This is a genomic window from Rhizobium sp. X9 (assembly GCF_018873185.1).
Taxonomy (GTDB): Bacteria; Pseudomonadota; Alphaproteobacteria; order Rhizobiales; family Rhizobiaceae; genus Agrobacterium; species Agrobacterium oryzihabitans.
Genome location: NZ_CP071312.1, coordinates 1,341,221 through 1,366,407, shown reverse-complemented (window position 1 = coordinate 1,366,407; position 25,187 = coordinate 1,341,221). Strand labels below are relative to the sequence as shown.

The following is a 25,187-nucleotide window of genomic DNA, read 5'->3' as shown; positions in this document are numbered from 1 at the left end:
AAGTCTCTCCCTTACTTCTTTTTCAGCATATCTGGCGTGTCGTCCGGCGCCCCTACCCAGCGCGCGATCTCTATGTCTTTCGAGGTGTCGCGCATATGGGTCGGGCAGATGTGCAGTTCCGGAATGACCGCGCTGTCACTCAGGCTGGCGCAAAGCACGATGGCGCGGGCCACGTCATGCGGGTCCATCATCACGGCGCGTTCTTCCTTTAATGGCGGACGCGCGCGGTTGTTCATGATCGGCGTGTCGGTCTCACCCGGCAGGATGGTCGTCGCCCGGATACCCTGGTTGCGATAGGTATTGTGCAGGAAGGTCATGAAATTCTTCACGCCCGCCTTCGCCGCGCCATAGGCCACGCCGCCCAGCAGGTTGGGATTAAGCGCGGCGAGCGAGGAGACGGTGATGATGGTCCCCTCACCCTTTTCGATCATCTCCGGCAACACGGCCTGTGTCAGGTTGAACACCGCAGTCAGATTGACGTTGAGGGTGGCGTTCCACTCTTCCTCACTGATGAAGCGGGCGTTGAGCACCTTGCTGGCGGAACCGGCATTGTTCACGAGGATATCAATGGGACCGACGGCCTCCCGGATCGATTTGACCGTGTCGAAGATCGCCTCGCGCGAGGCGATATCCAGCGTGCGGGCGATGGCCTTGCCCTTCTTCTTTTCGATCAGTTCCGCGACTTCCCGCAGAGGATCGAGGCGGCGGCCGGTTAGCACGACCGTCGCTCCTTCCTTAGCAAGCAGGATTGCGGTTTCGCGGCCGATGCCCGAGCCGGCGCCGGTTACCAGCGCAATCTTTCCCTTTAGCAGTCCCATGTCGTCTCCTATTCGGCTGCGGCAGCAATAGCGCCAGAATAGCCGAAGATTTCCTTTGCCGCCTTCGAGGTTACCAGGCCTTCGGAAATATCCTGCTCGATCAATTCGCGCGAGCGTTCGGCGGCACGGCCCCAGCCGCCGCCGCCGGGTGTCTGGACCTCAAGACGTTCACCCGTCCGAAGCACCAGCTTGCCCTTCGGAAAATGCGACTTTCCTTCCTTCATCACCTTGCCCGCGGAGCCGCTCTGGCCTTCCACTACGCCGAAGCAGGGGTGGCGCACGCGTTCCGATGCGAGGTAGATGTTCATCGGGTTCTTGCCGAGATTGCGCAGAACGACACGCTGGCCAAGGCCGCCGCGATGTTTGCCGGCACCGCCGGAATCGGCGATCAATTCCTTGCGTTCCGTCAGGACCGGAACGGCGACCTCGAACATTTCAACGGCCGTGACCTTGCAGTTGGACGGGAAGCTCAGCGTATCCAGCCCGTCGAATTCGGCGCGCGCGCCCTGCCCGCCATGGAAATTCTGCACGGAGGCATATTGCGTTCCGTCGTTGCGCTGGCCGACGCAATTGGCCGCCCAGATCGGCGCTCCGCCGCTATCGCCCAGCACCTTTTCCGGCACGATGCCTTCAAGCGCCTTGAAGATCAGCGAGGGGATAACGTGACCGATCAGGTTGCGCGAATTGCCCGCCGTCCATTCCTGCGGATTGAGAATGCAGCCGAGCGGCGCTTCGTCAGTAATCGGAACGATGCAGCCCTCATTATTGGGGGTTTCCGCATCGAGCAGGCATTTCAATGCGTAGACCGAATGGGCGTAACGGTAGTTGGTGCGGCAGTTGATCGAGTGCAGCACCTGATCCGACGTGCCGGTATAATCCACATGGATGGAATCATCCCTGACGATGACAGAGGCTTTCAGTTTGACGTCGACATCGTAGCCATCGAGCAAGACCTCGGCGGAATAGGCGCCATTCGGCCATTCGCGGATGGCCTTGCGGGTCTGCGCCTCGGAACGGGTGTGGATGGCGTCGGCAAGTCCGTCGACATCGTCCAGCCCGTATTCGTCGAGGAATTTCACCAGTTCGCGGCCCATGACATTGTTGGCGGCGATCATCGATTCCAGATCGCCGCGCACTTCCGTGGGAAGGCGGACAGAGGCTGCGATGATGTCGAACACATCCTCATTCGGAACGCCGGCCTTGAGCAGCTTGACGATGGGGAAACGGATGCCTTCCGCGAAAATGTCGCTGGCCTCCGAATGCAGCGGCGCACCGCCAATATCGGGGAGGTGGGCGATGGACCCCGCATAGGCGACTACTTTGCCGTTCTTGAAGATCGGCGTGATCATCGTTACGTCAGGCAGGTGGCCGGTTCCGATTTCGGGGTCGTTGGTGGCGAGAACATCGCCCTCTTCCAGCTTTTCAACTGGAAACTTCGGCAGGAAATATTTCTGGGCGGCCGCAGGCAGAGAGGTGATGAAGACCGGGATCGACCAAGTGCATTGCGCAAGCGCCCTGCCCTTACTGTCGAGAAGTACGGTGACGTAATCATGGTTCTCGCGCACGATCGGCGAGAACGCCGTCTTGCCAAGCACGTTATCGGCCTGATCCGCGATGAAAATCAGGCGGTTCCACATGACCTGGAGGTTGATCGGATCGTTGAAATCGATAGCGGGTTTCGACATCTGACTGCCCCTTAGAGAATGTTGATCACGAGATTGCCGTGGGCATCGACGTGGAAGGTGCCGCTGGGCCCGACGACAGCCGTCGATTCACGCTGCTCGACGATGGCAGGTCCCTTGACCTCGTGGCCGAGCGGCAGCTTGTAGTGGTCGTAGACCGAGGTCTCGACATAGCCGCTCGCCTCCTGGAAATAGACCTGACGGCTGCCTTTTTTCGCTTCGGCAACGACGGTTTCATGCGGCCGGGTGACCTGATCCTTCTCGCCGCTGGCACGCAGACGCCAGGTGATAACTTCCAGCGGTGCGGCGACGGTACGGCCGAACAATTCGCGGTAGAGCTTGAAGAAGCTGTTGCGCAGTTCTTCGAGGAAGACTTCTTTCGGCAGGCTGCGATCAGGGAGCACCACCGTGATCTCGTGCCCCTGCCCTACATGGCGCATATCGACGGTATAACGATTGGTGATCGTTTCCTTCGGAACGCCGGCGGCCGAAACGACTTCGGCGCCCTGAGCGGAAAGATCATCGAGCAGACGGTTCATCGCTTCGATATCCCAGGCGTCGATCGCCATCGGATGGCTTGCGGAGAGATCGACGGCGACCGGCGCGATCAACAGGCCGATGGCGGAGCTGACGCCGGCGCCCGTCGGGCAGATGATGCGTGAGATGCCGAGCTTGCGGGCAATGCCATAGGCATGCACCGGGCCGGCGCCGCCGAAGGCGACCATCGGCAGCGAACGCGGATCGACGCCAAGGTCGGTCGCATGCATGGCGGCGGCCTTGCTCATGGATTCATTGACGAGATCGTGGATGCCCCAGGCGCAACGCTCGACGGACACATCGAGAGAAGTGGCCAGTTTGGACATCGCCTCATGGGCCGCGTCCTTCGACACCTTGAACGAGCCGCCGACGAAGGATTCCGTTCCCATGTAACCGAGCAGAATATCGGCGTCGGTTACCGTCGGTTCGGTTCCGCCGCGCTGATAAGCGGCCGGTCCCGGCATTGCACCTGCGGAATGCGGGCCGACATCAAGAAGGCCGAGAGGGTTCTTCGCCGCGATGGAACCGCCGCCTGCGCCGATCTCGATCATCTGGATCGACTGGATTTTCAGCGGGAAACCGGATCCCTTGCGGAAGCGCTGGTAGTGCGCGACTTCGAGATCGGTGCCGACATTCGGCTCGCCATCGGGAATAAGGCAGAGCTTAGCGGTTGTGCCGCCCATGTCGAAAGAGAGAACGCTCGCTTCGCCCGCCGTGCGGCCAAATTCGGCGGCGGCCACAGCACCCGCTGCGGGGCCGGATTCGATCAGCCGGACGGGAAGCTCGGCCGCGCGGCTGCTCGGGACAAGCCCGCCCGAAGACGTCATCCAGAGCACCTGACGGTCGATGCCCCTGTTGGCAAATTCCTTTTGCAGATGGGCGACGTGTCCGGACATTTGCGGCCGCGTATAGGCGTTGACCACCGTTGTCGAGGCGCGGTCGAATTCGCGCATTTCCGGGCAGACCTCGGAAGACAGCGAAACGAAGATGTCAGGGTCTTCTTCGCGCAGGAGTGCGGCGACACGCTGCTCGTGCTGCGGATACTTGTAGGCATGCAGTAGGCAGACCGCCACCGAGCGGATGCCCTTCTGCTTAAGCCGTCCCGCGATCTCGCGAATGGTCTCTTCCTTGAGTTCCGTCATGACCTCGCCATCGGCGGCGATGCGTTCTTCAGCACCAAAGCTGTTGGCGCGGGTAACCAGCGGATCGGGATATTTGATGTTCAGGTCATAGAGATCGTAGCGTCCCTCGTTGCGGATACGCAGCATGTCCTGAAAGCCGTCTGTGGTAACGAAACCGGTTTCCACGCCCTTGCGTTCAAGTACGGCATTGGTGACGACGGTCGTCGCACCCAGCACCTGCAGGTTCTCGATCGCAATCGCATGCTTTTCGAGCAGTTCGGACACGCCCTGCACAACGGCTTCGGCCGGATTTTTCGGCGTGCTCAGGACTTTGTGGAGGTGAAGTTCGCCGCTGTCATCCAGGAGCGCGAAATCGGTAAAAGTACCGCCAGTATCGAAAGCCAGTTTTGCCATTGTTTCCCTCGAGCGACCATGCAGCCTCTCTGGCTGCCTTGTGGACCCACAGATCGGGTCCGTTCACTGATGGAAAATTGAAGCCTTCAGCCGGTCTTTGCCAACACAACCTCGGTCTGCCGCCATAGGGTTTGCTTATAGCGAATTTACACGGCGCGAATGCCCGGATGGTGCCCGCTTTTGAGCTTGGTGACGATTTCGAGAAGCACGGAACGCGCCGCCAGAGCCGGTTCGGAAAGCGGCATGTGATCGGAGACGCAAAGCGAAACCGTGGCGTCGATGACGGGGGTTGTCAGCGGATGCAGCTGCGCGCCACTGAAGCTCGGGGTTTCCAGAACGACAGAGGCCGGAAGGATGGTCGAGCCGAGGCCGTCCAGTACCGCAGCCCCCAGCGCAGGCACGGATTCCAGTTCTGAAATGACCTCCGGTTTCGCGCGTGCCCGTGCGAGCCCTTCATCGATTAGCCGGCGAAGGAAATGCGCTTTGCTCGGCAGCAACATCGCGTGGCCATCGAGCGCTGAAAGAGGAAGCGGCTGACCGGGTGCGGCGGGCAGCTTCATGTCGGCGGGCGAGACGAGGAACATTTCTTCGCGAAACAGCGGTTCCAGCGTCACGCCCTTGATGGGATCGGAGGTGTAGATGAGCGCCATGTCCATCTTGCCGGTCATGATCAGCTCGCTCAGGATATGGCCGAAGCTGTCGTTGATATGGACCGTGATGGCGGGAAACCTTGCCCTCATCTCCTTGATGAGAGGCAGCGATAATGCACTCGAAGACGAATAGGTCGCAAGTCCGATGGAGACGCGGCCGGAAAGCGAGCGCTCGGAGCGGTCAATGTCGGTCTGGGCCTGCTCGATCTGCTTCAGCATGATCTGCGCATGGCGGTAAAGGATAAGCCCGGCTTCGGTTGGCGTGATACCGACATTGCTGCGCAGCAGAAGCTGGTGCTTGAAGTGCTGTTCCAGCGAGGCGATCTGCTGCGACAGCGCTGGCTGCGCCACACGAAGAATGCCGGCGGCACGCGACACGCTGCCGGTATCGACGATCTTGACGAAGCTCTTGAGTTTTTTGAAATCGACGCTCATCGGTCCCCACTTTTTGTCGAAACCCTAACGCATCGGGGCGGAAACAGGAATGGATTTCTGCAAGGACGATGCGTAATTTCAATGGGATAGAGCGCTTTTGCATTCATTCGAACACCAAGCGTTGCGGGACGCGCAAAAGAAGCGGACAGCTCCTTCCGCGCGCCCGATCGATTTGTTAGCGCAGCGCTTCCACCGCACGCTCGATGCGGTTGCAGGCATCCTCAAGCACTTCCATGGAGGTGGCAAAGGAGATGCGGAAATAGGGCGAAAGCCCGTAGGCTGCGCCCTGAAGAGCCGCCACACCGACGCTGTCGAGAAGATAGAGGACAAAATCGAGATCGTTTTCGATCACCTTGCCCTCCGCAGTCTTCTTGCCGATCACGCCGGCGCAGCTCGGATAGAGGTAGAATGCCCCGTCCGGGACCATACAGGAGAGGCCGGTGATCGCATTCAGACGCTCACAGGCGTAGTCGCGCCGCTTTTTGTAGACCGCAACGCTTTCCGTCACGAATGTCTGGTCGCCTGAAAGCGCATGTGCGGCGGCGGCCTGGCTAACGGATGACGGGCAGGATGACATCTGTGATTGCAATTTGTTGATGGCGGCAATGAGTGCGGCAGGCCCTGCCCCGTAACCGATCCGCCATCCCGTCATAGCATAGGACTTGGAAACGCCGTTGGTCAGTAGCACCCGATCCTTCAGTTCCGGAACGACGGCAACGAGGGTCTTCATCGGTTCATCCTTGAACCAGACCTGATCGTAAATATCGTCGGACAGAACCATGACATGGGGATGCCGCAACAGTACGTCGCCAAGCGCCTTCAGTTCCGCCTCGCTATAGGCCGCACCCGTCGGGTTTGACGGCGCGTTGAGGATCAGCCACATCGTCTTCGGGGTGATCGCCGCCTCAAGCGCCTCAGCTGTCAGTTTGAACCCCGTTTCCTCCGGGCATGCGACGATGACAGGCGTGCCGTCATTGGCGATGACCATATCGGGATAAGACACCCAGTAGGGAGCCGGGATGATGACTTCAGCACCATTTTCCACGCTTGCCATCAGCGCCAGAAACAGGATCTGCTTGGCGCCGCCGCCAACGCAGATTTCACTATCGCCATAGGTGATGCCGAGACGCTTCTGAAAGTCACCGATAATCGCCTTGCGAAGTGCGGGCGTGCCGTTGACTGAAGTGTATTTGGTCTCACCCCGGTCGATTGCGGCATGGGCGGCAGCTTTTACGGCCTCCGGCGTATCGAAGTCCGGCTCGCCCACCGTCAGGTCGGCGATATCGCGACCGGCGGCCTTTAGTTCCCGGGCACGGGCCGCAGCCGCCGTGCTCGGCGATACCTTTATTCTCGACACGCGTGATGCAGGCACAAAAGTGCTCATGGGATTTCCTCGTCTAGATCTATCGTTATGGGCTTGTCAGTGCGCGGCTTCGAGTTCGCCACGCATCTTTCCGGTCAGGAACAGTTCGCCGAGTTCGTCATGGGTGATATCCGCCGGCTTGCCGTCCCAGATCACCTTGCCGAGACGGAGGATGACCGCACGTTGCGCCACCTCCATGGCCTTCTTGGTGTTCTGCTCGACCAGCAGGATTGTCATGCCGTTCGCATGCAGGCGCAGGAGTTCATCGAACACGATGCCGATTGCGGCCGGCGACAGACCGACCGAGGGCTCGTCGACCAGTAGCACTTTCGGCCGCTGCAGAACCGCCATCGCCACTTCGAGCAATTGCTGCTCGCCACCGGACATGTTGCCTGCAAGCGTCGAGCGCCGTGTCTTCAGGATCGGGAAAAGGTCGTAGACATAATCCCTGTCCGCCTTCACCTTGGCGTCGCGGATGGTATAGGCGGCCATTTGCAGGTTTTCATCGACAGTCATGACCGGGAAGTTGCAACGTCCCTGCGGCACGAAGGATATTCCCTCGCCCAGAATGGCGCGCGACGACAATCCGGCAATGTTCTTGCCGCGCCAGTCGATGCCACCTTCCTTGATGGTGGTCATGCCGTAAAGCGTCTTGAGCAGGGTGGACTTGCCCGCGCCATTCGGCCCCATGAGGGCCACGAACTGGCCGCCCGGCACATCCAGATCGACACCGTTCAGGATATCAAGATTGCCGTATCCCGCGCGCAGGCCCTTGATGGAAAGATTGCTGTTAGCCTCCAAGATAGGCCTCCCTCACACGCTGGTCCTTGATGATGTCATGCGGCAGCCCTTCGACCAGTTTCGTTCCCTGATCGAGCACGACCACGCGCTGGCAGATGCTGGTGACGACATCGATATTGTGTTCGATGACGAGGAAGCTGACGCCCAGCGATTTGTTCGCATATTGGATCGTCTCCACCACACGCTCGATGATCTTCGGATTGATGCCTGCCATCGGCTCGTCCAGCAGGATGAGCTTCGGTTCCGGCATCAGCATCGAAGCGAACTGAATGAGCTTCTGCTGGCCGCCAGAAAGATTGCCGGCCGGCTGGTGGCGAACGTCCCACAGTCCTGCCGTCTTGATCAGCTCGCGCGCCCGTTCCCGGAGCCCGGCCACGCGACGGCGCGACATGCCGCCGAGACCGAATGTGGATAGCAGCGAGGGAAAGGTGAACATCTGGCCCGCGATGACAAGGTTCTCCTCAACGTCGAGCGCTTTGAAGGTGACCGTCTTCTGGAACGACCGCAACATGCGGCCTTCGCGGGCGATGCGGTTGAGCGACCAGCCGGTGATGTCCTGTCCGTCCAGTATCACTTTGCCGGTGTCCGGCCGGGCAAGCCCGGTGCTGCAATCGAAGAAGGTGGACTTGCCGGAACCGTTCGGGCCAATCAGCCCGGCGATTTCGCCACGATTGATGTGCATGCTGACATCGTTGACCGCCTTGACCGCGCCATAGGACTTGCTGAGGTTCTTTATCTCGAGAATGGGAAGATGAGCGGTCATTTCGAACCTCCGATCGCGTTCCAGAAGCGATTAATCAGGGGGGCGAAACCCTTCTTAAACCAGAAGACGAGAACGAGAAGGCAGAAGCCATAAGCGATCATCCGCACTTCAGGCGCGACGCGAAGCGCCTCTGTCAGTCCGACGAAGAGCAGGCTGCCGAAGACGGTTCCGGAAATCATGCCCGCGCCGCCGCCGAGAACGATGATCAGCATCGTCGTTGAATAATACATCTGGAAAGTCAGCGGGCTGACCACCGTCAGATAATGGGCGTAAAGGCAGCCCCCGACCCCGGCAAAAACGGCGCTGAGCATGAAGACGATCAGCTTATAGCGCCATGTCGGGACACCGAGGGATTCCGCCAGCGTCTCGTTTTCACGGATGGCGACCATGTTGCGACCCGCCGGCGAGCGGACGATCGCCCATGCAGCAAGCGTGCCGAGCACACAGATGGCAAGCGCCAGATAATAAAAATTGGTCGTTCCGCTGACGGTAAAGGAAAGTGGGCCAAGTTCGAAATAGGGTTTCGGGATGCCGGAGAGGCCCATGTCGCCACGGGTCAGCGAGATCCAGTTCTTGGCGATTGCCTGGCCGATGATGACGAAACCGAGCGTACACATGACGAAGGACGTCGAGCGAAGACGCAACGCCGGAATGCCGAGCGGCAGGGCAATCGCGCCGGTAACGAGGCCGGAGGCGATGAGGTTCACGTAAAACGGCGTCTCGAAATGCACCGCCAGCAGGCCCGCCGTATAGGCGCCGATGCCGAAGAACGCCGCCTGAGCCAGCGATAGCAGACCGGTATAGCCGACGAGCAGGTTGAGCCCGTGCGCCGGCAACATGAAGATGAGCGCGATGATGAGCGAGTGCGTGACGTAGCGCGTGCCAATGAAGGGCGCGGCAAGTGCTAAGACGATCAGCACGGCGGCGAGCGGAATACGCAGATCGCGGCGGCGAGCCTGGGGAACGGTGTCTGTGAGAGACATGTCTAGTCCTCAAAATTCGAGAAAATTCGGCTGGCGCGGCTTCTAGAAGCGCGCCTGCGTCGAAAACAGGCCGTGCGGACGCCACATCAGCATCAGGATCAGCGTTGCGAAGCCAACGGTGTCGCGGAACTGCAGCCCGACATAGGTGGCGACGAGGCTTTCCGCGATGCCGAGGATCATGGCCGCGAAGAAGGTTCCCCTCACATTTCCAAGACCGCCCATGATGATGATCGGCAGGGTCTTGAAGGTGATGAGTTCACCCATGCCGCCGTAGACGCTGACATTGACCGGGGCGGTCAGAACGCCCGAGAGTGCAGCGAGCGCCGCTCCAAGGACGAAGGTCCGCAACACGACCTGGGACACATCGATGCCGACCACGCCGCAGCATTCGACATTCTGCGAGACCGCCCGCATCGCCATGCCGAGACGGCTGTAAGTCACCATCAGTTCAAGGCCAACGAAGACAATCAGACACACGGCGAGAATTATGATGCGCTGCTGCGCCAGCGTGAAACCGAGAATGGAAACCGGCTCGATATAACCGCCGGCGAAGAATTTGTAGCCGCCGCCGAAGACGAAAATCACAGCGTTCTGCAGGATCAGCGCGATGCCGAGGGTGGCGAGAACGCCGGACTCCGCCGGCGCTCCCACCATTCTGCGCATCACGAGCTGGCCGACCACATAGGCCACGACCACGGTGGAAAGGACGCCGACGACAATCGAAGCCTCATAGGAAAGGCCGAGATAATCGACGGCAAACCACGCCCCGAAGGTTCCGAGCATGTAATATTCGCCATGAGCGAAGTTGATGGCTCTCAGCACCCCGAAAATCATGGTCATGCCGACGGCGACGATCGCGTAGACGGAACCGGTGACGATCCCATTTACGACTTGCTCGAGAATTGTCGAGAACATGGCTGTACCCCTCCCGGTCTGTCAGTTAGCAGGGTACTGGATTTCCGCCGTATAAGCGCCCTTGATACTGGGCTTGCCGTTCTCGATCTGGAGAAGGATCATCGGAAGGCGCGCCTGGTTGTGGTCATCGAAGGTGACTTCGCCGACCGGGCTTTTGTATTTGATCTTGGAGAGAGCCTCGCGGACCGCCTTGCGATCTGAACTTCCGGCTTCCTTGATCGCCTGGGCGAGCAGGTTGACGGTATCCCAATGCACATAGGCGTGATTGTTCGGGGCCTCTTTATATGTGGCGGTGAATTTCTCGACGAAGGTCTTGCTAGCCGGGCTATCGAATTGCGGTAGCCAGGCGGCAGCCTCCACAGCGCCTTCCATGGCCTTGGGCGCAGCCTTGATTGTCTTTTCGGTGTTGAATTCACCGTTACCGATCAACACGACCTTGCCGGCCAGTCCAAGTTCCAGCATCTGGCGGGCAACAATTGGGGTCGTATCGGCCAGACCATACATGATGATCGCCTGCGCGCCGTTATCGCGGATCTTCGCAAGCACGCTGCGGAAGTCGACCTCGCCTTCCTTGTAGTAATCCTCGCTGAGGATCTCGCCCTTGAAGTCGGGAAGGTATTTCTTGGTGAAGGTGATGGCAGAACGGCCGTAATCGCTGTCGACCGACAGCACCGCGAACTTGGTGAAACCACGCTGTTCGGCGGCGTATTTCGCCACCACAAGCGCGCGGTTCTCATCCGTTGGATAATTGCGGAACGTCCATTTGAAACCGCCGACACCCGCTTGATAGGTGATCTTCGGGTTGGAGGAAGCGGCATTCAGAAGCAGAACCTCCGCATCTTCCGCGACAGGCTGCATGGCGAGCGTGACCGAGCTGGAGACATCGCCGATGACGAAATCCACCTCGTCCTGATCGATCAGGCGGCGGGTGGCCGAAACGCCTTCAACCGGCGTGCCCTGGCTGTCGGCGTTGAAGAGTTCGATCTGCTGGCCATTGATGCCGCCGGCCGCATTGATGTCCTTTACCGCGAGTTCCGCGCCATGCATCGAGAAAGCGCCGTAGCGCGCATTGGGGCCGCTCATCGGCGCCACGAGGCCAAGCCTGATCGTGTCGGCCGCATAAGCGGAGACGGACATGGCTGGCGACAGGCTCAGGATTGGAGCGACTGCTGCGGAAACCAGTAGAAGTCTGCGAGTAATGCCGTTTTTCATGTTCCCACTCCTTTTCGGATTTATCTGTTCCGGCTTGATGCCGGGCGAGCCTTTGCCGCTTTTGCGGTTCTTGTCGATCAACGTCATGCTAATCATTCAGGCAGAGTAGGTTCATCCCCAGACGTTTTGCCAACACAAGTCCTTTCTGCCGCTATAGCGTTTCCTTATGCCGGCAGCCATTTCTCTCGTTCTAGACGCGACGCTTCGTTTTTTGCATGGCTTCCATGCAGGCAAACGCCTGTATTTTTTGCGTCTGAATGAACATATCCTGTGCAACACAATTGAAGGAACCTATGAAAATGAAACTCCACGACACCGTTCGCAACTACTTCCGCAATCGCCGCGCCATGGCCGAACTTAGCGCGCTCGACGACAGAAGCCTTTCCGACATCGGCGTTAGCCGCTCGCATATCCGTTCTGCCGTGGAAGGCCGCCGCTAAAGAATAGGGTGGCCGCTGTAGTCGCACAGCAAAGTCTCGCTCATCGACAAGTCTTGTTTCGAGGCAAATAATGTGAGTGCGGTAGATTCAGCAGCATAGAGCCGCAAAGTCATTCCTGGCTCATTCTTGCCTAGCCACGACTATATTCGATGTATCTGGTGCGTCTCATGGCCCGACCTATTCGCGCCTGCGCTTGCCCAAGCGGGCCTTTCGTCCGACCGGTTGGTCATCTCGAGGCAGGCGATGGCAAGACCGTGCTCGCCTGCATGGAAGAATGAGCCGTCGGTAGGTCTGGGTGCGGTTGTCGCCGAAGGAAGCGCCTCGATCGGCATCGCGCTCCGCCGTTGGTGCCCCCCAACGCTGGCGATTTCGGGCAGCCGACGCCGCGATGACACGTTGGCACATATCGACGTTGCCCTCCGACGCCCTCTCCGCTTCCAGCGTCGGTCGGCACCGCTGGCTTGTCGAATTGATCTGCATCGCTACGGCAATTCTTGCGCTTTCGACGCTGACGCTGTGCAAATTTCTTCGATGTGAAAAAATCGGATGACGCAACAAATCTACACTTGACGTTAGGTTGAATTTAATACTCTATTGCCACGGGAGGATAAGGAAGTGAGTTAATTTAATCATTCATCCTATATTGGGGCTAAAATGACTATATTTATTGTCGTGCCAGATCAATTTTCAGATTTCTCTAATAATTGTGGAGCTTTGTCATTCTCCAATGCCTGCGAAATGCTGAAATCCCGCACTCACGCTGCCGATGACGTCTTCATTCAGGGGCAAGGCCTCAGTGAAAACGAATTAATATCTTTTGAAGCTACTGCCCATCTTAATGATGCGACGAAATCACTTGTCTTTTGGACAGGAAACGATCGTCCCAAACCGGCAACCTCCAAGCTCACCCATAAACATCGACCTGAAAACACCCTGATTTCAACGCCACTTCTGATTGGAACCGACCACTACCGCTCTCACCTTATCTTGTCCGCCCAAAACGAGCTTTTGCTCGATCATGTGACTGGTCAGCATGTGCAAGGGATGGTCTTGGTCGAAGCTTGCCGGCAGATGTTCATTGCCGTGAGCGAACTCGCCTACATGGGCGGCGAACCCCGGAAATCCTACGTGGTTTTCAATCAAATCGCGGCCAAATTCGTCAACTTCACCTTCGCCTTGCCGGCGCAGATTGAGTATCGCCTGGTAAACCTCGACGATACACGACCGGACAGAATCGGGATTTCATCAGCTTTGAGCGTTTGGCAGAACGGTTCAGTGACCACCGAACTTAATGTCGCTTATACTCTTTTCGAACCAGGGATGCTGAAGCCAAAAGAGATTGCCAAGGGCAAAGCGGCGGTCGCAGCCTACGCTGCCACCGTCGAAGAAGCCCTGTACCCACAAGCGCTCGTTGGATGAATGTCATGGAGACCTCACCGATCATAGCTTTCTTCGATGTGGACGAAACCTTGATCCGCACCAAGAGCATGTTCTCATTCCTGCGCTTCCTTGGCCAGCACGGTCTGGCCAAGGACACGGAAGAGACCATCGATCGCTTATACAAGTTAAGTGCGCATGGTGTGGACCGTTCGGAAATCAATCGCCTGTACTGGATGTCTTATCGGGGCCTTGACGCTGAAGACGTCAAAAGTGCGGCACGTCACTGGCTGGATGAAGCCTGCGGGGCCGACCGCGAGTTTTTAATCACGGTCACAGTGAAACGGCTTCGGGCACATCAACAGTCTGGCCACCGGATCGCGCTCGTTTCAGGTTCGGGGATAGATATTCTCCAACCCCTAACGTCCCTCATCGGCGCCGACTACACTCTGGCGACCAGATTGAAAGAATTGAACGGGCGATATACCGGCGAGATCGTTCTTCCAGTCATGATTGGCGAGGGCAAAGCGCAAGCAGCATCGACATTGGCTGCGCAACTGAAGGCAGAGCTTCGAAACTGCTTTGCCTACGGCGATCATATTTCCGATTTGCCACTCCTCAATCTCGTCGGACATCCAGTGGCCGTTGGCGAAGAGGGAGCTCTTGGGGACCATGCCCGCGGTCTTGGGTGGCCGGTACTATCGACAAGTGAGTTTTCAACCGCGGGGGCTGCAGCGTGAATCCGGTTCTCATTTCGAAAAGCATACTCATGCTCGGTATTGCAAGCTGGATGACCGTTGCTGTCATTAACAACGCGACGGATCCGTTAACAAACAGGTTCTTTCTTGGGGCGATGCTTGAAATGCGCCTTCTTGAAAACGAACCCGCCGGCTTGGGAAGCGGCCTTCTCTGGCGAGCCTGGGCGATACCTGGGGTGGCAACCGCGCTGCTTTGGGGTATCGTCACGGTTCAAGCTGCAATCGCGATCTATCTTTGGAAGGCAGCGCTGCAGTTGACTATCGCAACAATTCGCAAAGCTCAAGAACCGATCGAGGCAGCAAGAGCGACTGCGGTAATGGCACTGAGTAGCTTTATGGCGTTGTGGTTCGCGTTCATGGTCGGTGGCTTCTGGTTCGGATACTGGATCAAACAGGGACCAATTCAGCAGGTTCACATGACACTGTTGATCATCAGTATTCTTTCTACAGGATATGTTGCCAACCGGCTGCTGGAACAGCCACGGCCCGAATAAGCGATTTGAACCATTGAGCGAAACCGGCAAAGGAGTTAAAGCTTCAGTCAGGTGTAGATAGCACATTACGAAGGACCGGATATTGCCCTATAAGATGCAGATTGGCGAACTGGCTGCGCGCGCAAATGTCAGTCATCGCACGATCCACTATTACGAACGGATAGGACTTTTGGCACCCACCGAGCGGGAAGGAGCCGGCTATCGCTATTACGATGAGACGGCGGTCAAACGCCTGGAAAAAATCGCAGTTCTGAAAAGCCTTGGCCTCAGTCTCGATGAGATCGCCAGTGTCATCGACCTGTATTTCTCAGACGGGACCGGTATTCGTGGAAAAACAAAAGTTCTGGAAATTCTCGAAGGACAACTGACGAAAACAAACGCTCAACTCGTAGAACTCAACTCGTTCAAAACCGATCTTGAAGCGAATATCGAGCGGATGAAGATGTTGATAGCGCAGGCCCGTGCCTAATCAAGTCAATGGCGAGAATAGCCGGCACTTAAATCTACACCTGACGTTAAGTTGATATTTTGCATAAACAGCCTCAACCGGAGTTAAAGTTATGACAGTCCGACACGCCAGCCTTCTCATGCTCCTGATGTCATGTGGCTTTCTGGTCGTCGGCCAGCTCTATGTGACGATACCGCTTGTAACCGATATCGCGGGCCGGTTCGGTATAACACCAGCGAACGCTGTCTTGTCCGGCTCGGCCTTCGGATTCGCTTATGCGGCCGGTTTTCTGATCTTTGGTCCGCTATCCGATCGCTATGGGCGCAAGAGAGTTATTCTGGTGGGTCTTATCGCAACGGCCCTGGCAACGTTTCTGGTAGGGTTGGCGCCGAATTTCGCCATATTATTGAGCGCCCGCGCTATTCAGGGCTTTGCCGCCTCAACATTTCCACCAGCCGCACTGTCGTTGGTAGCCGAAGAACTGCCGCCGCAACATCGGCCCCTGGGTGTCTCGCTGATGAGTTTCGCCTTCCTCGGCGCGGCACCCCTTGCACAATTCTTCGCCGCGCGGTCGAGTGGCGGTTTGCCAATAATCATGTTTGAGCTAAGCCCTCTCTACTTGATCGGTGCCGTTGGATTGTTCTTTGCCGCAAAGAGCGGTGGCAATGCCCAAGCAGTGCAAACGAGGAACCCGAAATCCCGATTGATGCAGTTACTGCGCGATCCTCTCGTTGTGTCGGGATGGGCGGCGGCGATTACGGTGCTGTTCGGCTTTGTCGTGTTTCATGCTGGCGCTCAAGCGCTTGGCGGCGGGGCCGGTATTGACCTTCAGACACTCCGCCTGGTCGGGTTACCTCCCCTGCTTCTGGCTTTCGCGGCTGCTCCGACGACGCGACGCTTCGGCCCCACGCTGACGGCACGTTTGGGTTTGATCATCGCAGCGTTAGCCCTGGCAGTCGCCGCAGTTGGCGGAGCGGTGGCATTGACTGTTGCGTCGGTGTTCCTGTCGGGCGGCGTGGCTCTGGCCGTGCCGGGACTGATCGCCACGGTCGCGGGGCGTGCCACGAACGTTAACCGCGGGCTGGCGCTCGCCATCTACAGCTTCTGCCTGTTCCTCGGTGCGAGCTTCGCACCGCCCATCACGCAATCGCTCGTGGGCTTCGGCTTGTTGCCGCTTTGGTTCCTGCCTGCCGGACTTCTGCTCGCAGCCTTGATCGGCATTACCGCCACGAACCGCCGTCCACAAAACGCAACTCAGCACTGAAAGAGGTGATTGTTATGCTCCGTACCCTGTCAGCGATAGCCGCAACAGTCCTCGGTGTCATTGCCGGTAGCGCCGCCACCTCCCTGGCGGATACGAAGAAAGGAAATGCCGTGACCGCCGCAAGTCCCGTGATCGAATCTGCCGATACCACCGTCGCCAAGATCATGCCACCCGGTTACGCCGAAATCGCACAACGACGCGTGACGGTAGACGGCGAAGGCGCACAGCTTGTCCGCTACGAAAGAGCTGATCGGCGTAACGCCGACCTTGGAGGTGAGCACTTCAGCGTCATCGTTGCAGACGATGGCCGCCTGAAAGGCTTCACCCGCATGGACCTTGATCTGGTCGGCGGCCGATTGCCATCGCGGGAAGACACCCAGAAGATCGCTATGGATTTTCTGCGAACCGCTGCGCCGGACCTGCTGCCGGGAATGAAAATCAGCTGGATCGAACCGCATGACGAACCGCTGCGCGCCACGCGCAACGGTCGCACCGAAAACTTCACTCTCACCGGTATGAAAGTGAAGATGCGCAACGGTGCCGATGGTCGCTGGATGTGGGTGATCGTCGGAGCCGACCGCAAGGTCATGGTCTTCGAGCGCGATATTGTCTGGGTGACATTTCCGGGCCACCGCAAGACCGAAAAATGGCTGCATGATTCCTGGTTGGTCGAGCAGGGGCACAAGGTTCGTCCTTCCTAACAGACACAGAAGAAAGGAATACTGGAGATGGGTGCAATCGTTGTTGTGGGTGCCGCCCGAACGCCGGTAGGAGCGTTCAACGGAGCCTTTGCGAGCCTTGCTGCGCATGAATTGGGCGCAGTCGCTATCCGAGAAGCTTTGGCTCGAGCGCATGTCAAGGGTGCGGAGGTGGACGAAGTGATCCTTGGCCAGATCCTCACGGCCGGACAGGGACAAAACCCGGCACGTCAAGCCTCGATGGCCGCGGGTTGCCCGGCCGAGACCACGGCTTGGGGACTTAACCAGCTATGCGGCTCTGGCCTTCGTGCCATCGCGCTTGGCCTGCAACAGATCAAGAATGGCGATGCCCAGATCGTGGTAGCGGGTGGACAGGAATCCATGTCCGTGGCTCCCCACTGCGCGTATTTGCGCGGCGGCGTCAAAATGGGCGACTTCAAGATGATCGACACCATGATCAAGGATGGTCTCACCGACGCCTTCTTCGGTTACCACATGGGCACCACCGCAGAGAATGTGGCACGTCAGTGGAATGTGACGCGAGAGACCCAGGACAAATACGCGGTGGCCTCACAGAACAAGGCCGCGGCAGCACAGAAAGCCGGCCGCTTTAAGGAAGAGATCGTCCCAATAATCGTGAAGGGCCGCAAGGGCGACACGGTGGTGGAAGACGATGAGTATATTCGCCGCGATACAACGTTCGACGGATTGCAGAAGCTACGTCCCGCCTTCGATAAGGACGGCACCATAACAGCCGGCAACGCATCGGGAATCAATGATGGGGCGGCCGCAGTTGTGCTGATGAGCGAAGAAGAGGCTGTACGGCGAGGCGCGACACCGCTGGTGCGGATCGTATCGTGGGCGACCGCGGGCGTTGACCCGCAAATTATGGGAACAGGCCCAATCCCGGCTGCGCGCAAGGCCCTAAAACAGGCAGGCTGGTCAGTGTCTGACCTTGATCTTGTGGAGGCCAACGAAGCCTTCGCCGCACAAGCCTGCGCGGTCAATAGCGACATGTCGTGGAATCCTGAGATTGTGAACGTCAATGGTGGCGCCATCGCCATCGGACATCCGGTCGGCGCATCCGGCGCACGTATTTTCAATACGTTGATATACGAAATGAAGCGCCGGGGCGCGAAAAAGGGGCTGGCCACGCTTTGCATAGGCGGTGGAATGGGTGTCGCGATGTGTGTCGAGCGCGGTTGATGTTGCCATCCCAACACAATTGAAAAGCGGCATCTCGTCGCCGTGGCACGCGCATCCACGGGATCGCTCGAGGGTCGGTGCTGAAACCAATAAACTTGATTAGTGGAATGCCAAAATATCCATCAACTAAACCCGTGTAGAAAAAATTGAAGAAGTGTTTTATGCATGATCCCCTCACCGAAGATGCCGTTGCGAAATACATCTCAGCTCGTGGGTGGGTGTGCGAATATCCATCGTAGCGTCGTGGAGGACGAGGTCTTCCAAGTGGACGAGTTCGCCGTCGATCCACAGCGAGGCGCAGGCGTCGGTGAAATGAGAGCGCTCGGTCCATCCTGGCCCGACATGCGATCGGGCCATGCGCTCGTCCAGACGCGCAAGTTCGACACCGGCCCGAAATGCCGGCTCCAACGAGGCTTTCATGCTGATTTTCGAAACATCGTAAGCCATTGATTTTATGGCAAACAATTTGCTAAACGAACTCTATATAAATATTTGAGTTTCTCACATGGTACGGTTAAGGGTTGGACTTATAACCATCGATAAGCATAGGTTGTCTATGGTTAGAAAATTTCTATATTTCACTTCATAAATATACAACGCACGGCAATACACAGCGTATGCCGATATTTCAGTGATTAGGGAAATAAATACTCTACAGCGCTATTTCATTATTATACTGCGTGACAATGCTCGTTCTCGCGAGGGCGTGTGTGCGTCATCGGAAAGATATGCATTCCGCGTTGGCGCTTTCGGCTTGTCAGAGTCGCGACATTAAACTGCCGCCACATCATATATCCCTCGGGCACGCCGCAAGATCCGCGCGAACGTGCGCCCCTGCTTTGCACCTGTTACTTTCGGAATTTGTGTTTTATGTCGGGGATTTAGGGTCGATGATCTTAGCTGTCTAGCGTACTGGATCGTAGTTTTAGGCTGTCGCGGGATAGTGTAGCGTAGTGATTGGTTGCGGGGGCGAGCTTTCATCTTTACTTGCGCTCCAAGCAAGTAAAGATGAATAAAACAGCGCCTCAGAAAGAATATATCGGCGTGAATCTTCGGCGCTTACTCACAACGTAATGGTTCAGATCGACCTGGCGACACCTGTTCTGATGAGATCTGCTTTTATCTCAAAACGCTTCCTCTCACCGGATTTCTAGCGGTCTCGCCGCCAGATAAGCCCTGCCAGAACGAGCATCATGAGGTCTGCCATCGGCGCTGCCGCCCAGATGCCTGTTTCCCCCCAGATCAAGGGAAGTGTCAGGGTCAGTGGAATGGCGAACAGATAGGTTCGGCCCAGCGAGAGGATCGCGGTCTGACGCACCTTCCCAACGGCTTGTACATAGCTCGCGGCCATCAGGACAGGACCGAAGGCGAAGTAGGCGGCAACATAGACCGGAACAATCCTGGCCACTTCCAGCGCCACCGTGGCATCGCTCACGAAGAGCCATCCAAGGCCATCGCGCGCCAGGCTCAGGGTCAACTGAGTAAGGAGGCCATAAACCGCACTGACACAAATGGCCAAACGCAATGTATCCGATGCCCTGTCGGCTTGTCCTGCCCCAATGGTGTTGCCGACAATCGCCTGAAGGGCGAGGTTCATGCCCATAAGGGGCAGAAACGCGAAGGTCATGACACGCATGACGACGCCATATGCGGTCACCATGGTTTCCTGATTGTCAAGATTCAGGCGATGCAATGAGAATAGAACCGCCGCGGAACTCAGGGAGAGACCGATGAAGTTCATGCTTCTCGGTATTCCCAGGGCCAGCATCTCACCCCAACTTCGACCAATCCGAAAACCGACAACTGGCAAAATGCCCTTGCCCGCCATGCGATAGCCAATGATGAGCAAAAGCGCAATTAGCTGTGCCAGCGCAGTTCCGCCAGCAGAACCAGCGGCTCCGAACTGGAAATAGCCGATCAGCAATGTATTGAGAGCAATATTCGCAAGCGTCAGGATTACACCGGCCATGGCCATGAACGCCACGCGCCCCTCGGTGCGGAGCGCGTCCGAATGAACTGTCAGCAGAAACATGACCGGCGCTGCGACAAAGGAGACCGCCAGAAAGCGCCACCCCGTATCGGCGAGGTGCTGGTTGCCAGCTGCCATCCAGGTAACGATCACGCCGCCACCGAGGAAAAACAGGGCGATCGTAACCACACCAAGCACGACAGCCAGACCCTGTGCCGAAGCGAGGACCTCACAAGCCTCTGACATGTCACGCGCGCCAAGACGGCGCCCAAGCACGCTGGCCATGCCGGAACCGACAATAGCTGATGCCGCCACCAGTAGCATGGAGAAAGGAAAGACCAGTGTTACCGCACCAAGCGCTTCGGGCCCGACAAAGGCACCCAGTAGCATAGCATCGGCGACGATCAGCATCCCATTGACCATGGTCACAAGGATGATCGGCAGGCTGGTTCGAATAAAAACGGAAGAAATCGATCCACGCAGGAACGAATTGGTCGGCACGGAGGCCGAACGGTTTTGCTCACTCATCTCAACATTCCAAAATGGGCAAGTCGGATTTTCTGAGTGGGCGCTTGCATTGCCACCGCACCAACTACCCAAAAGGGGATATTGCGATCAGCTTGTACGAGCAGGAGTTCACCAATGACAGGGTGTCATGCAAGCGGCAGGCCTCCTGAAGCCGGGAGATTTATATGACTGCATCGCTACGCGGTCAAGCAAAACCCAGTCGCCCTCATCCTGTTGGCTGAGGGACGACATTTACCCAGAACCGTCAGTTCAGGTTCCACCTCGAGCTGGGCAGCAGGTAGCATAGGTCCAACGGCAGCTTCGGGGGCATCTCGGCGTCCGTCAGAACGGCTGGAAAGAAGGAGTGTTCTTGTCACAAAATTTGTCGCTCCATGGCCAAAGCGCCCAGCTTTCAAGCTAAGTTGGGAAGCCGTCACGCCACCTCAAGGTGTGAGGGTTCCATTCCCTGCGCGATAGGCGGCGCAGAAGACTCCGAATGCGGGTGGGAAGAGTTAAGTCGCCGAGCCACGATATCGTGGTTGAGCCACAGGACGGGACCGGAGGGTTCCGAAGATTCGCCAAAAATTAGCTGCCCGGTTGCCTTCACAACGAGACCGCTCAGGAGGTCGCTGATCATCACCTTGCCATCCCGATGCATCTGGGTGATCTCGTTTGACGTGCCAATGGTCAAATCGGCCTGTGCCTGACTGTTTGCCATGGGCCAAGCCGAAAAGACATAGAACGGGCGCATGACCTCGCTGGCCTGCATGGCGGCGATCTTCCGGAAAACATCCTTCATGGTTAAGCCATCGGCCAGAAGCTGCTGGCAGGCCTGCCACTGTTCGTCTGCCCATTGGCCGCCGTTTTCTTTCTTCAACGCAAGCAGCAGCGGTATGAGGGGCAGCTCGATACCCGTGAACACATCGGACGAGTTGGTCCGGATTTCGGGACAGTTATAGACAGTTGCCTTGATCCCTGTCGCCCAAGCTTCCTCTGCAATGCCTTCGAGCCGCATCTTCGCATATCCCTGGGTGTAGTTGGTATAGGTCTGCCAACGATAGCTCCCATCGATCAGGACCGCCGATCCATGATAACCATAGGCCGTATATCGCACTTGTCCGCCCGAAGCTTCGACGCGCTCGCGGATCGCCGTGCTGAAATCAATGAGATGGCGAAAGGTGTTTGCGGAGACATCGTCAAAATTCTGCAGAATGAGCTTTCCCATGTCACTGTCGAGCAGGGTCTGCGAAGACATGTGGCGGGCGCCAGTTCCCTTGTAGATTCGATTGGCGACGACCAGGAATACCTTCGCCTTCGGAACGCCCCCAGCCATTGTGTGGGCGAAGAAAACATTGCGGCCAGCGCTAATCATTCCGTCTAGAACGGTCATGACCCTTGAAAGCGACTCCGTAAAACGCGCAGTAGCGATGTCGCGGCATTGCCCGACATAGTCCCAGTCGAGCTTGTCGTGTTCCCAGCTCTCCAAGGTCATCTTTGCCAGGAGATCGGTGGGAGTTGGACCGTCTGCGGGCGCATCGAGATCGAAACCCGCCATAAGAGGTATGTTGATAATCCTGCCGCCCAGTTGGGCCTCCGCCGAAGACAGTTCCTCGGCGTCAAGCGGCCGGAGCGCGTTGTTCTCGTCGCGCCGCCCGACGGTGATCCCCACAATCTCCATTCCAGCCCGCTTGGCTTCGTCAAGCAAGCCGGTGGCGTATCCGCGGCCGAATAGTTCGCCGAACAGTACGAAAACATCGCCCTTACGAAAGACCGTGTTTTCGGAAAGACTATTCAGTGCAACCGGATTTTCCATACTGTCAACTCTTTGCCTCGCGTATCGTAGAGCAATGGCTCACACGACCTGTGATAAAGACATGACCGCATAGTCGCCGGATGGGAACTCATTTTCGGTGACCGTTCATTTCAAAACGTGAAATCAATCCCCTGTTGTTCTTACACTGCAGCGAAATGCCAAAGCCGTTGGAGACAGGCGCACCGATACCAAAACGAATTGCTTCGAAACGCTCGTCTACGGATGCTTGAGAGGCTATCGGCGTTTCCTGAGGCGCAAAGCAGCCCTATTTTTTAATGCCGGGAGGCGGCTTGCATCGAGACTTATGCAATTTACAAAGTTCTTGATGCAAATCGAACCGGCGACACTGCTGTTAACGGAGGCTCCGTTTCCAACGATATGTCGACCCTTCGACATGATGGACATGCGGCGAAACAGCCACCATAGTGTCGAAAAAAGCGGCGCACCACACCGACGCTCAATAACGGGCGAACCAACGGACGGGGCCGAAATACCGGTGAAGGTCGAACCTTTACGGGAACGAAGGAACAATCCGGACAACGGTCCGCGCCTTGGTCGATACAGGTTCGGCCTGCGTGCTGGCTCAGTTTGATACCCTACTTGCATGAACTGGTTGTCCCTCTCTGGAGGATAAGGCTAATGAAAATGAGAGTTCTCAGTGAGGCTGTTCTCGCCTTGATGCTTTCCACCGCAATCGCCTCCGCGCAGCAGGCGTCCGACACGGTGGCGCCCGAGAAAGCAACGGATGTTGCGACTGCCAAACGTATCGAGTCAAAGAGCTTCATGGTGGCGGCGGCCAATCCGCTGGCGGCTGAGGCGGGTCGCGACGTGATCGCAGCGGGTGGTAACGCCATCGATGCAATGGTGGCGGTGCAGGCCATGCTCGGCCTCGTTGAACCGCAGAGTTCCGGTCTCGGCGGCGGGGCCTTCCTGGTCTACTACGACGCAAAAAGCGGCAAGCTAACAACGTTTGACGGCCGCGAGACGGCGCCCATGGAAGCCACGCCAAAGCTCTTCCTGGATGACAACGGCCAACCGCTTAAATTCATGGACGCAGTGGTCGGCGGCCGCTCCGTTGGCACACCGGGAACAGTGCGGCTTCTGGAGGAAGCCCACAAACGCTATGGAAAGGCGGAATGGGCAACCCTCCTGAAGCCTGCGGAAACGCTGGCTACCGAGGGCTTTAAGGTGTCACCGCGCCTTGCCTCCCTGATCGCGTCCGAGGGCGACCGGTTGAAGAAATATCAAGAGGCCCGGTCATATTTCTTCGACACCTCCGGGGCCGCCCTGCAGACCGGTGCCCTGTTGAAGAACCCGGCCTATGCCGAAACGCTTGCGGTGCTCGCCAAAGGGGGTGCCGATGCTTTTTATAGAGGGAGAATTGCCGAGGCGGTCGTCAACACCGTGCGTGGGGCACCCGACAATCCCGGCGTGCTATCGCTGACCGATCTGTCCAACTATCGCGTGATCGAGCGCGAACCTGTCTGTCTCAATTATCGTGCTCTTGATGTGTGCGGCATGGGACCGCCCTCTTCGGGCGCCATCGCCGTCGGCCAGATACTAGGCTTGGTGGAGAATTTCGATTTAAGGAGCCTGGGGCCGAAAAATGGCGAAAGCTGGCGCATTATCGGCGATGCGCAGCGTCTCGCATTCGCCGACCGCGAGCGTTACGTCGCTGATACCGATTTCGTGCCACTGCCGATCAAAGGCTTGCTGGACAAGGCCTATCTAGGCGAAAGGGCAAAGCTGCTCGACGGCGACAAGGCGCTGGCCAACGATGCCGTCAAGGCTGGCGAGCCGCAATGGGACCACGCGCTAGTTTTCGGCCGGGATGCCGCGCTAGAGTTGCCTTCCACAAGCCATTTTGTCATCGTCGACGGGGATGGCAACGTGGTCTCGATGACGACGACGATCGAAAATGGCTTCGGCTCGCGTCTGATGACGAACGGCTTCCTGCTCAATAACGAGTTGACGGACTTCTCCTTCAAGACCCATGACGGCGGCCTGCCGATCGCCAACCGCGTTGAGCCCGGCAAACGGCCGCGCTCCTCCATGGCCCCGACTATTGTGATGAAGGATGGAAGACCACTGCTCGCCATTGGTTCCCCCGGCGGCAGCCAGATCATCGGCTATGTGACACAGGCGTTGATCGCCTACATTGACTGGAGCATGCCGGTTGAGGCGATCGTCGCCCAGCCGCATCTCATCAACCGGTTCGGGACCTACGACATCGAGGCCGGCACCAGCGCGGAAGAACTGATCGGGCCGCTGAAGGCGCTGGGTTACGAGGTGAAACCGGGCGAGATGAATTCCGGTTTACATGCTATCGAGATAACCGCTCAGGGTTTGGCCGGCAGCGCCGATCCACGACGCGAGGGAATGGTTGTAGGGGAGTGAATGTTGGCGCCCAATCAGAACATATTTTTCGCCGCGATGGTGCAAACGGGCCTGATGCAGGCGGCAGCCGCACCAGTCTGATCAGATATTGAGCCTTCGAGTGAGACATATGCATTTCCTGG

The 25,187-nt window shown here is 57.7% G+C and carries 21 protein-coding genes and 1 pseudogene; 9 read left to right on the top strand and 13 right to left on the bottom strand.

Annotated elements, in window-relative coordinates; translation table 11 throughout:
* Nucleotides 1–11 precede the first annotated feature (11 nt).
* The 10 genes from JZY08_RS21165 to JZY08_RS21120 all read right to left on the bottom strand — a co-directional run bounded on the left by JZY08_RS21165 (nucleotide 12) and on the right by JZY08_RS21120 (nucleotide 11,694).
* On the bottom strand, nucleotides 12–818 hold the full coding sequence (locus tag JZY08_RS21165) for an SDR family oxidoreductase (RefSeq protein ID WP_216331607.1): 807 nt from the start codon (nucleotides 816–818) through the stop codon (nucleotides 12–14).
* Between the two features lie 8 nt (nucleotides 819–826).
* A complete protein-coding gene (locus tag JZY08_RS21160) occupies nucleotides 827–2,503 on the bottom strand; it encodes a hydantoinase B/oxoprolinase family protein (protein ID WP_216331606.1) in 1,677 nt (558 codons plus the stop codon).
* 11 nt (nucleotides 2,504–2,514) lie between these two features.
* On the bottom strand, nucleotides 2,515–4,572 hold the full coding sequence (locus JZY08_RS21155) for a hydantoinase/oxoprolinase family protein (protein ID WP_216331605.1): 2,058 nt from the start codon (nucleotides 4,570–4,572) through the stop codon (nucleotides 2,515–2,517).
* 146 nt (nucleotides 4,573–4,718) lie between these two features.
* Entirely contained in the window at nucleotides 4,719–5,657 is a 939-nt protein-coding gene (gene nac, locus JZY08_RS21150) for a nitrogen assimilation transcriptional regulator NAC (protein ID WP_216331604.1), read from the bottom strand.
* A 175-nt stretch (nucleotides 5,658–5,832) separates the two neighbouring features.
* A complete protein-coding gene (locus JZY08_RS21145; RefSeq protein WP_216331603.1) occupies nucleotides 5,833–7,041 on the bottom strand; it encodes an aspartate transaminase in 1,209 nt (402 codons plus the stop codon).
* Between the two features lie 36 nt (nucleotides 7,042–7,077).
* A complete protein-coding gene (locus tag JZY08_RS21140) occupies nucleotides 7,078–7,821 on the bottom strand; it encodes an ABC transporter ATP-binding protein (RefSeq protein WP_216331602.1) in 744 nt (247 codons plus the stop codon).
* Complete coding sequence (locus JZY08_RS21135; RefSeq protein WP_216331601.1) at nucleotides 7,811–8,584, bottom strand: ABC transporter ATP-binding protein; 774 nt, start codon at nucleotides 8,582–8,584, stop codon at nucleotides 7,811–7,813. Before JZY08_RS21135 ends, JZY08_RS21140 begins: the two co-directional genes overlap by 11 nt.
* Nucleotides 8,581–9,567, bottom strand: coding sequence for a branched-chain amino acid ABC transporter permease (locus tag JZY08_RS21130; RefSeq protein ID WP_045019936.1), 987 nt, complete (start codon nucleotides 9,565–9,567; stop codon nucleotides 8,581–8,583). Before JZY08_RS21130 ends, JZY08_RS21135 begins: the two co-directional genes overlap by 4 nt.
* 42 nt (nucleotides 9,568–9,609) lie before the next feature.
* Nucleotides 9,610–10,482, bottom strand: coding sequence for a branched-chain amino acid ABC transporter permease (locus tag JZY08_RS21125; protein WP_045019934.1), 873 nt, complete (start codon nucleotides 10,480–10,482; stop codon nucleotides 9,610–9,612).
* 21 nt (nucleotides 10,483–10,503) lie between these two features.
* A complete protein-coding gene (locus JZY08_RS21120; RefSeq protein ID WP_216333472.1) occupies nucleotides 10,504–11,694 on the bottom strand; it encodes an ABC transporter substrate-binding protein in 1,191 nt (396 codons plus the stop codon).
* Between the two features lie 299 nt (nucleotides 11,695–11,993).
* Here JZY08_RS21120 and JZY08_RS21115 point away from each other — a divergent pair, with 299 nt between their 5' ends.
* From JZY08_RS21115 to JZY08_RS21080, 8 genes are all read left to right on the top strand, one after another.
* A complete protein-coding gene (locus tag JZY08_RS21115) occupies nucleotides 11,994–12,134 on the top strand; it encodes a DUF1127 domain-containing protein (RefSeq protein ID WP_102024263.1) in 141 nt (46 codons plus the stop codon).
* A gap of 654 nt (nucleotides 12,135–12,788) precedes the next feature.
* The gene (locus JZY08_RS21110) at nucleotides 12,789–13,553 is read left to right on the top strand and encodes an AfsA-related hotdog domain-containing protein (RefSeq protein ID WP_216331600.1); all 765 of its coding nucleotides are present in this window, start codon (nucleotides 12,789–12,791) and stop codon (nucleotides 13,551–13,553) included.
* A gap of 5 nt (nucleotides 13,554–13,558) precedes the next feature.
* Complete coding sequence (locus JZY08_RS21105) at nucleotides 13,559–14,251, top strand: HAD family phosphatase (protein WP_216331599.1); 693 nt, start codon at nucleotides 13,559–13,561, stop codon at nucleotides 14,249–14,251.
* Entirely contained in the window at nucleotides 14,248–14,763 is a 516-nt protein-coding gene (locus tag JZY08_RS21100) for a DUF2165 family protein (RefSeq protein ID WP_301183737.1), read from the top strand. The genes JZY08_RS21105 and JZY08_RS21100 overlap by 4 nt, the downstream gene beginning before the upstream one ends.
* A gap of 82 nt (nucleotides 14,764–14,845) precedes the next feature.
* A complete protein-coding gene (locus JZY08_RS21095; RefSeq protein WP_216331597.1) occupies nucleotides 14,846–15,232 on the top strand; it encodes a MerR family transcriptional regulator in 387 nt (128 codons plus the stop codon).
* Nucleotides 15,233–15,323: 91 nt separating this feature from the next.
* Nucleotides 15,324–16,475, top strand: coding sequence for an MFS transporter (locus JZY08_RS21090; protein WP_216331596.1), 1,152 nt, complete (start codon nucleotides 15,324–15,326; stop codon nucleotides 16,473–16,475).
* A 14-nt stretch (nucleotides 16,476–16,489) separates the two neighbouring features.
* Entirely contained in the window at nucleotides 16,490–17,176 is a 687-nt protein-coding gene (locus JZY08_RS21085) for a hypothetical protein (protein ID WP_216331595.1), read from the top strand.
* A 27-nt stretch (nucleotides 17,177–17,203) separates the two neighbouring features.
* The gene (locus tag JZY08_RS21080; protein ID WP_216331594.1) at nucleotides 17,204–18,379 is read left to right on the top strand and encodes an acetyl-CoA C-acetyltransferase; all 1,176 of its coding nucleotides are present in this window, start codon (nucleotides 17,204–17,206) and stop codon (nucleotides 18,377–18,379) included.
* Between the two features lie 204 nt (nucleotides 18,380–18,583).
* On the opposite strand, the pseudogene JZY08_RS21075 reads toward JZY08_RS21080, so the two are convergent.
* The 3 genes and pseudogenes from JZY08_RS21075 to JZY08_RS21065 form a co-directional block, all read right to left on the bottom strand.
* A pseudogene (locus tag JZY08_RS21075) lies at nucleotides 18,584–18,835 on the bottom strand (hypothetical protein); the annotation flags it as partial.
* 694 nt (nucleotides 18,836–19,529) lie between these two features.
* Nucleotides 19,530–20,876 carry an MATE family efflux transporter gene (locus JZY08_RS21070; protein WP_216331593.1) on the bottom strand — a complete coding sequence of 449 codons (1,347 nt, stop codon included), beginning with the start codon at nucleotides 20,874–20,876 and terminating at the stop codon, nucleotides 19,530–19,532.
* A 412-nt stretch (nucleotides 20,877–21,288) separates the two neighbouring features.
* Complete coding sequence (locus JZY08_RS21065; protein ID WP_216331592.1) at nucleotides 21,289–22,668, bottom strand: hypothetical protein; 1,380 nt, start codon at nucleotides 22,666–22,668, stop codon at nucleotides 21,289–21,291.
* Nucleotides 22,669–23,307: 639 nt separating this feature from the next.
* Here JZY08_RS21065 and ggt point away from each other — a divergent pair.
* A complete protein-coding gene (gene ggt / locus JZY08_RS21060) occupies nucleotides 23,308–25,065 on the top strand; it encodes a gamma-glutamyltransferase (RefSeq protein ID WP_216331591.1) in 1,758 nt (585 codons plus the stop codon).
* Nucleotides 25,066–25,187: the final 122 nt, after the last annotated feature.

What these genes read in the sequence shown, in the direction of transcription:
- JZY08_RS21165 (WP_216331607.1), bottom strand. Translation starts at nt 818, where the DNA reads ATGGGACTGCTAAAGGGAAAGATTGCGCTGGTAACCGGCGCCGGCTCG.
- JZY08_RS21160 (WP_216331606.1), bottom strand. Translation starts at nt 2,503, where the DNA reads ATGTCGAAACCCGCTATCGATTTCAACGATCCGATCAACCTCCAGGTC.
- JZY08_RS21155 (WP_216331605.1), bottom strand. Translation starts at nt 4,572, where the DNA reads ATGGCAAAACTGGCTTTCGATACTGGCGGTACTTTTACCGATTTCGCG.
- nac (WP_216331604.1), bottom strand. Translation starts at nt 5,657, where the DNA reads ATGAGCGTCGATTTCAAAAAACTCAAGAGCTTCGTCAAGATCGTCGAT.
- JZY08_RS21145 (WP_216331603.1), bottom strand. Translation starts at nt 7,041, where the DNA reads ATGAGCACTTTTGTGCCTGCATCACGCGTGTCGAGAATAAAGGTATCG.
- JZY08_RS21135 (WP_216331601.1), bottom strand. Translation starts at nt 8,584, where the DNA reads ATGACCGCTCATCTTCCCATTCTCGAGATAAAGAACCTCAGCAAGTCC.
- JZY08_RS21130 (WP_045019936.1), bottom strand. Translation starts at nt 9,567, where the DNA reads ATGTCTCTCACAGACACCGTTCCCCAGGCTCGCCGCCGCGATCTGCGT.
- JZY08_RS21125 (WP_045019934.1), bottom strand. Translation starts at nt 10,482, where the DNA reads ATGTTCTCGACAATTCTCGAGCAAGTCGTAAATGGGATCGTCACCGGT.
- JZY08_RS21120 (WP_216333472.1), bottom strand. Translation starts at nt 11,694, where the DNA reads ATGAAAAACGGCATTACTCGCAGACTTCTACTGGTTTCCGCAGCAGTC.
- JZY08_RS21115 (WP_102024263.1), top strand. Translation starts at nt 11,994, where the DNA reads ATGAAACTCCACGACACCGTTCGCAACTACTTCCGCAATCGCCGCGCC.
- JZY08_RS21110 (WP_216331600.1), top strand. Translation starts at nt 12,789, where the DNA reads ATGACTATATTTATTGTCGTGCCAGATCAATTTTCAGATTTCTCTAAT.
- JZY08_RS21105 (WP_216331599.1), top strand. Translation starts at nt 13,559, where the DNA reads ATGGAGACCTCACCGATCATAGCTTTCTTCGATGTGGACGAAACCTTG.
- JZY08_RS21090 (WP_216331596.1), top strand. Translation starts at nt 15,324, where the DNA reads ATGACAGTCCGACACGCCAGCCTTCTCATGCTCCTGATGTCATGTGGC.
- JZY08_RS21085 (WP_216331595.1), top strand. Translation starts at nt 16,490, where the DNA reads ATGCTCCGTACCCTGTCAGCGATAGCCGCAACAGTCCTCGGTGTCATT.
- JZY08_RS21080 (WP_216331594.1), top strand. Translation starts at nt 17,204, where the DNA reads ATGGGTGCAATCGTTGTTGTGGGTGCCGCCCGAACGCCGGTAGGAGCG.
- JZY08_RS21070 (WP_216331593.1), bottom strand. Translation starts at nt 20,876, where the DNA reads ATGAGTGAGCAAAACCGTTCGGCCTCCGTGCCGACCAATTCGTTCCTG.
- JZY08_RS21065 (WP_216331592.1), bottom strand. Translation starts at nt 22,668, where the DNA reads ATGGAAAATCCGGTTGCACTGAATAGTCTTTCCGAAAACACGGTCTTT.
- ggt (WP_216331591.1), top strand. Translation starts at nt 23,308, where the DNA reads ATGAAAATGAGAGTTCTCAGTGAGGCTGTTCTCGCCTTGATGCTTTCC.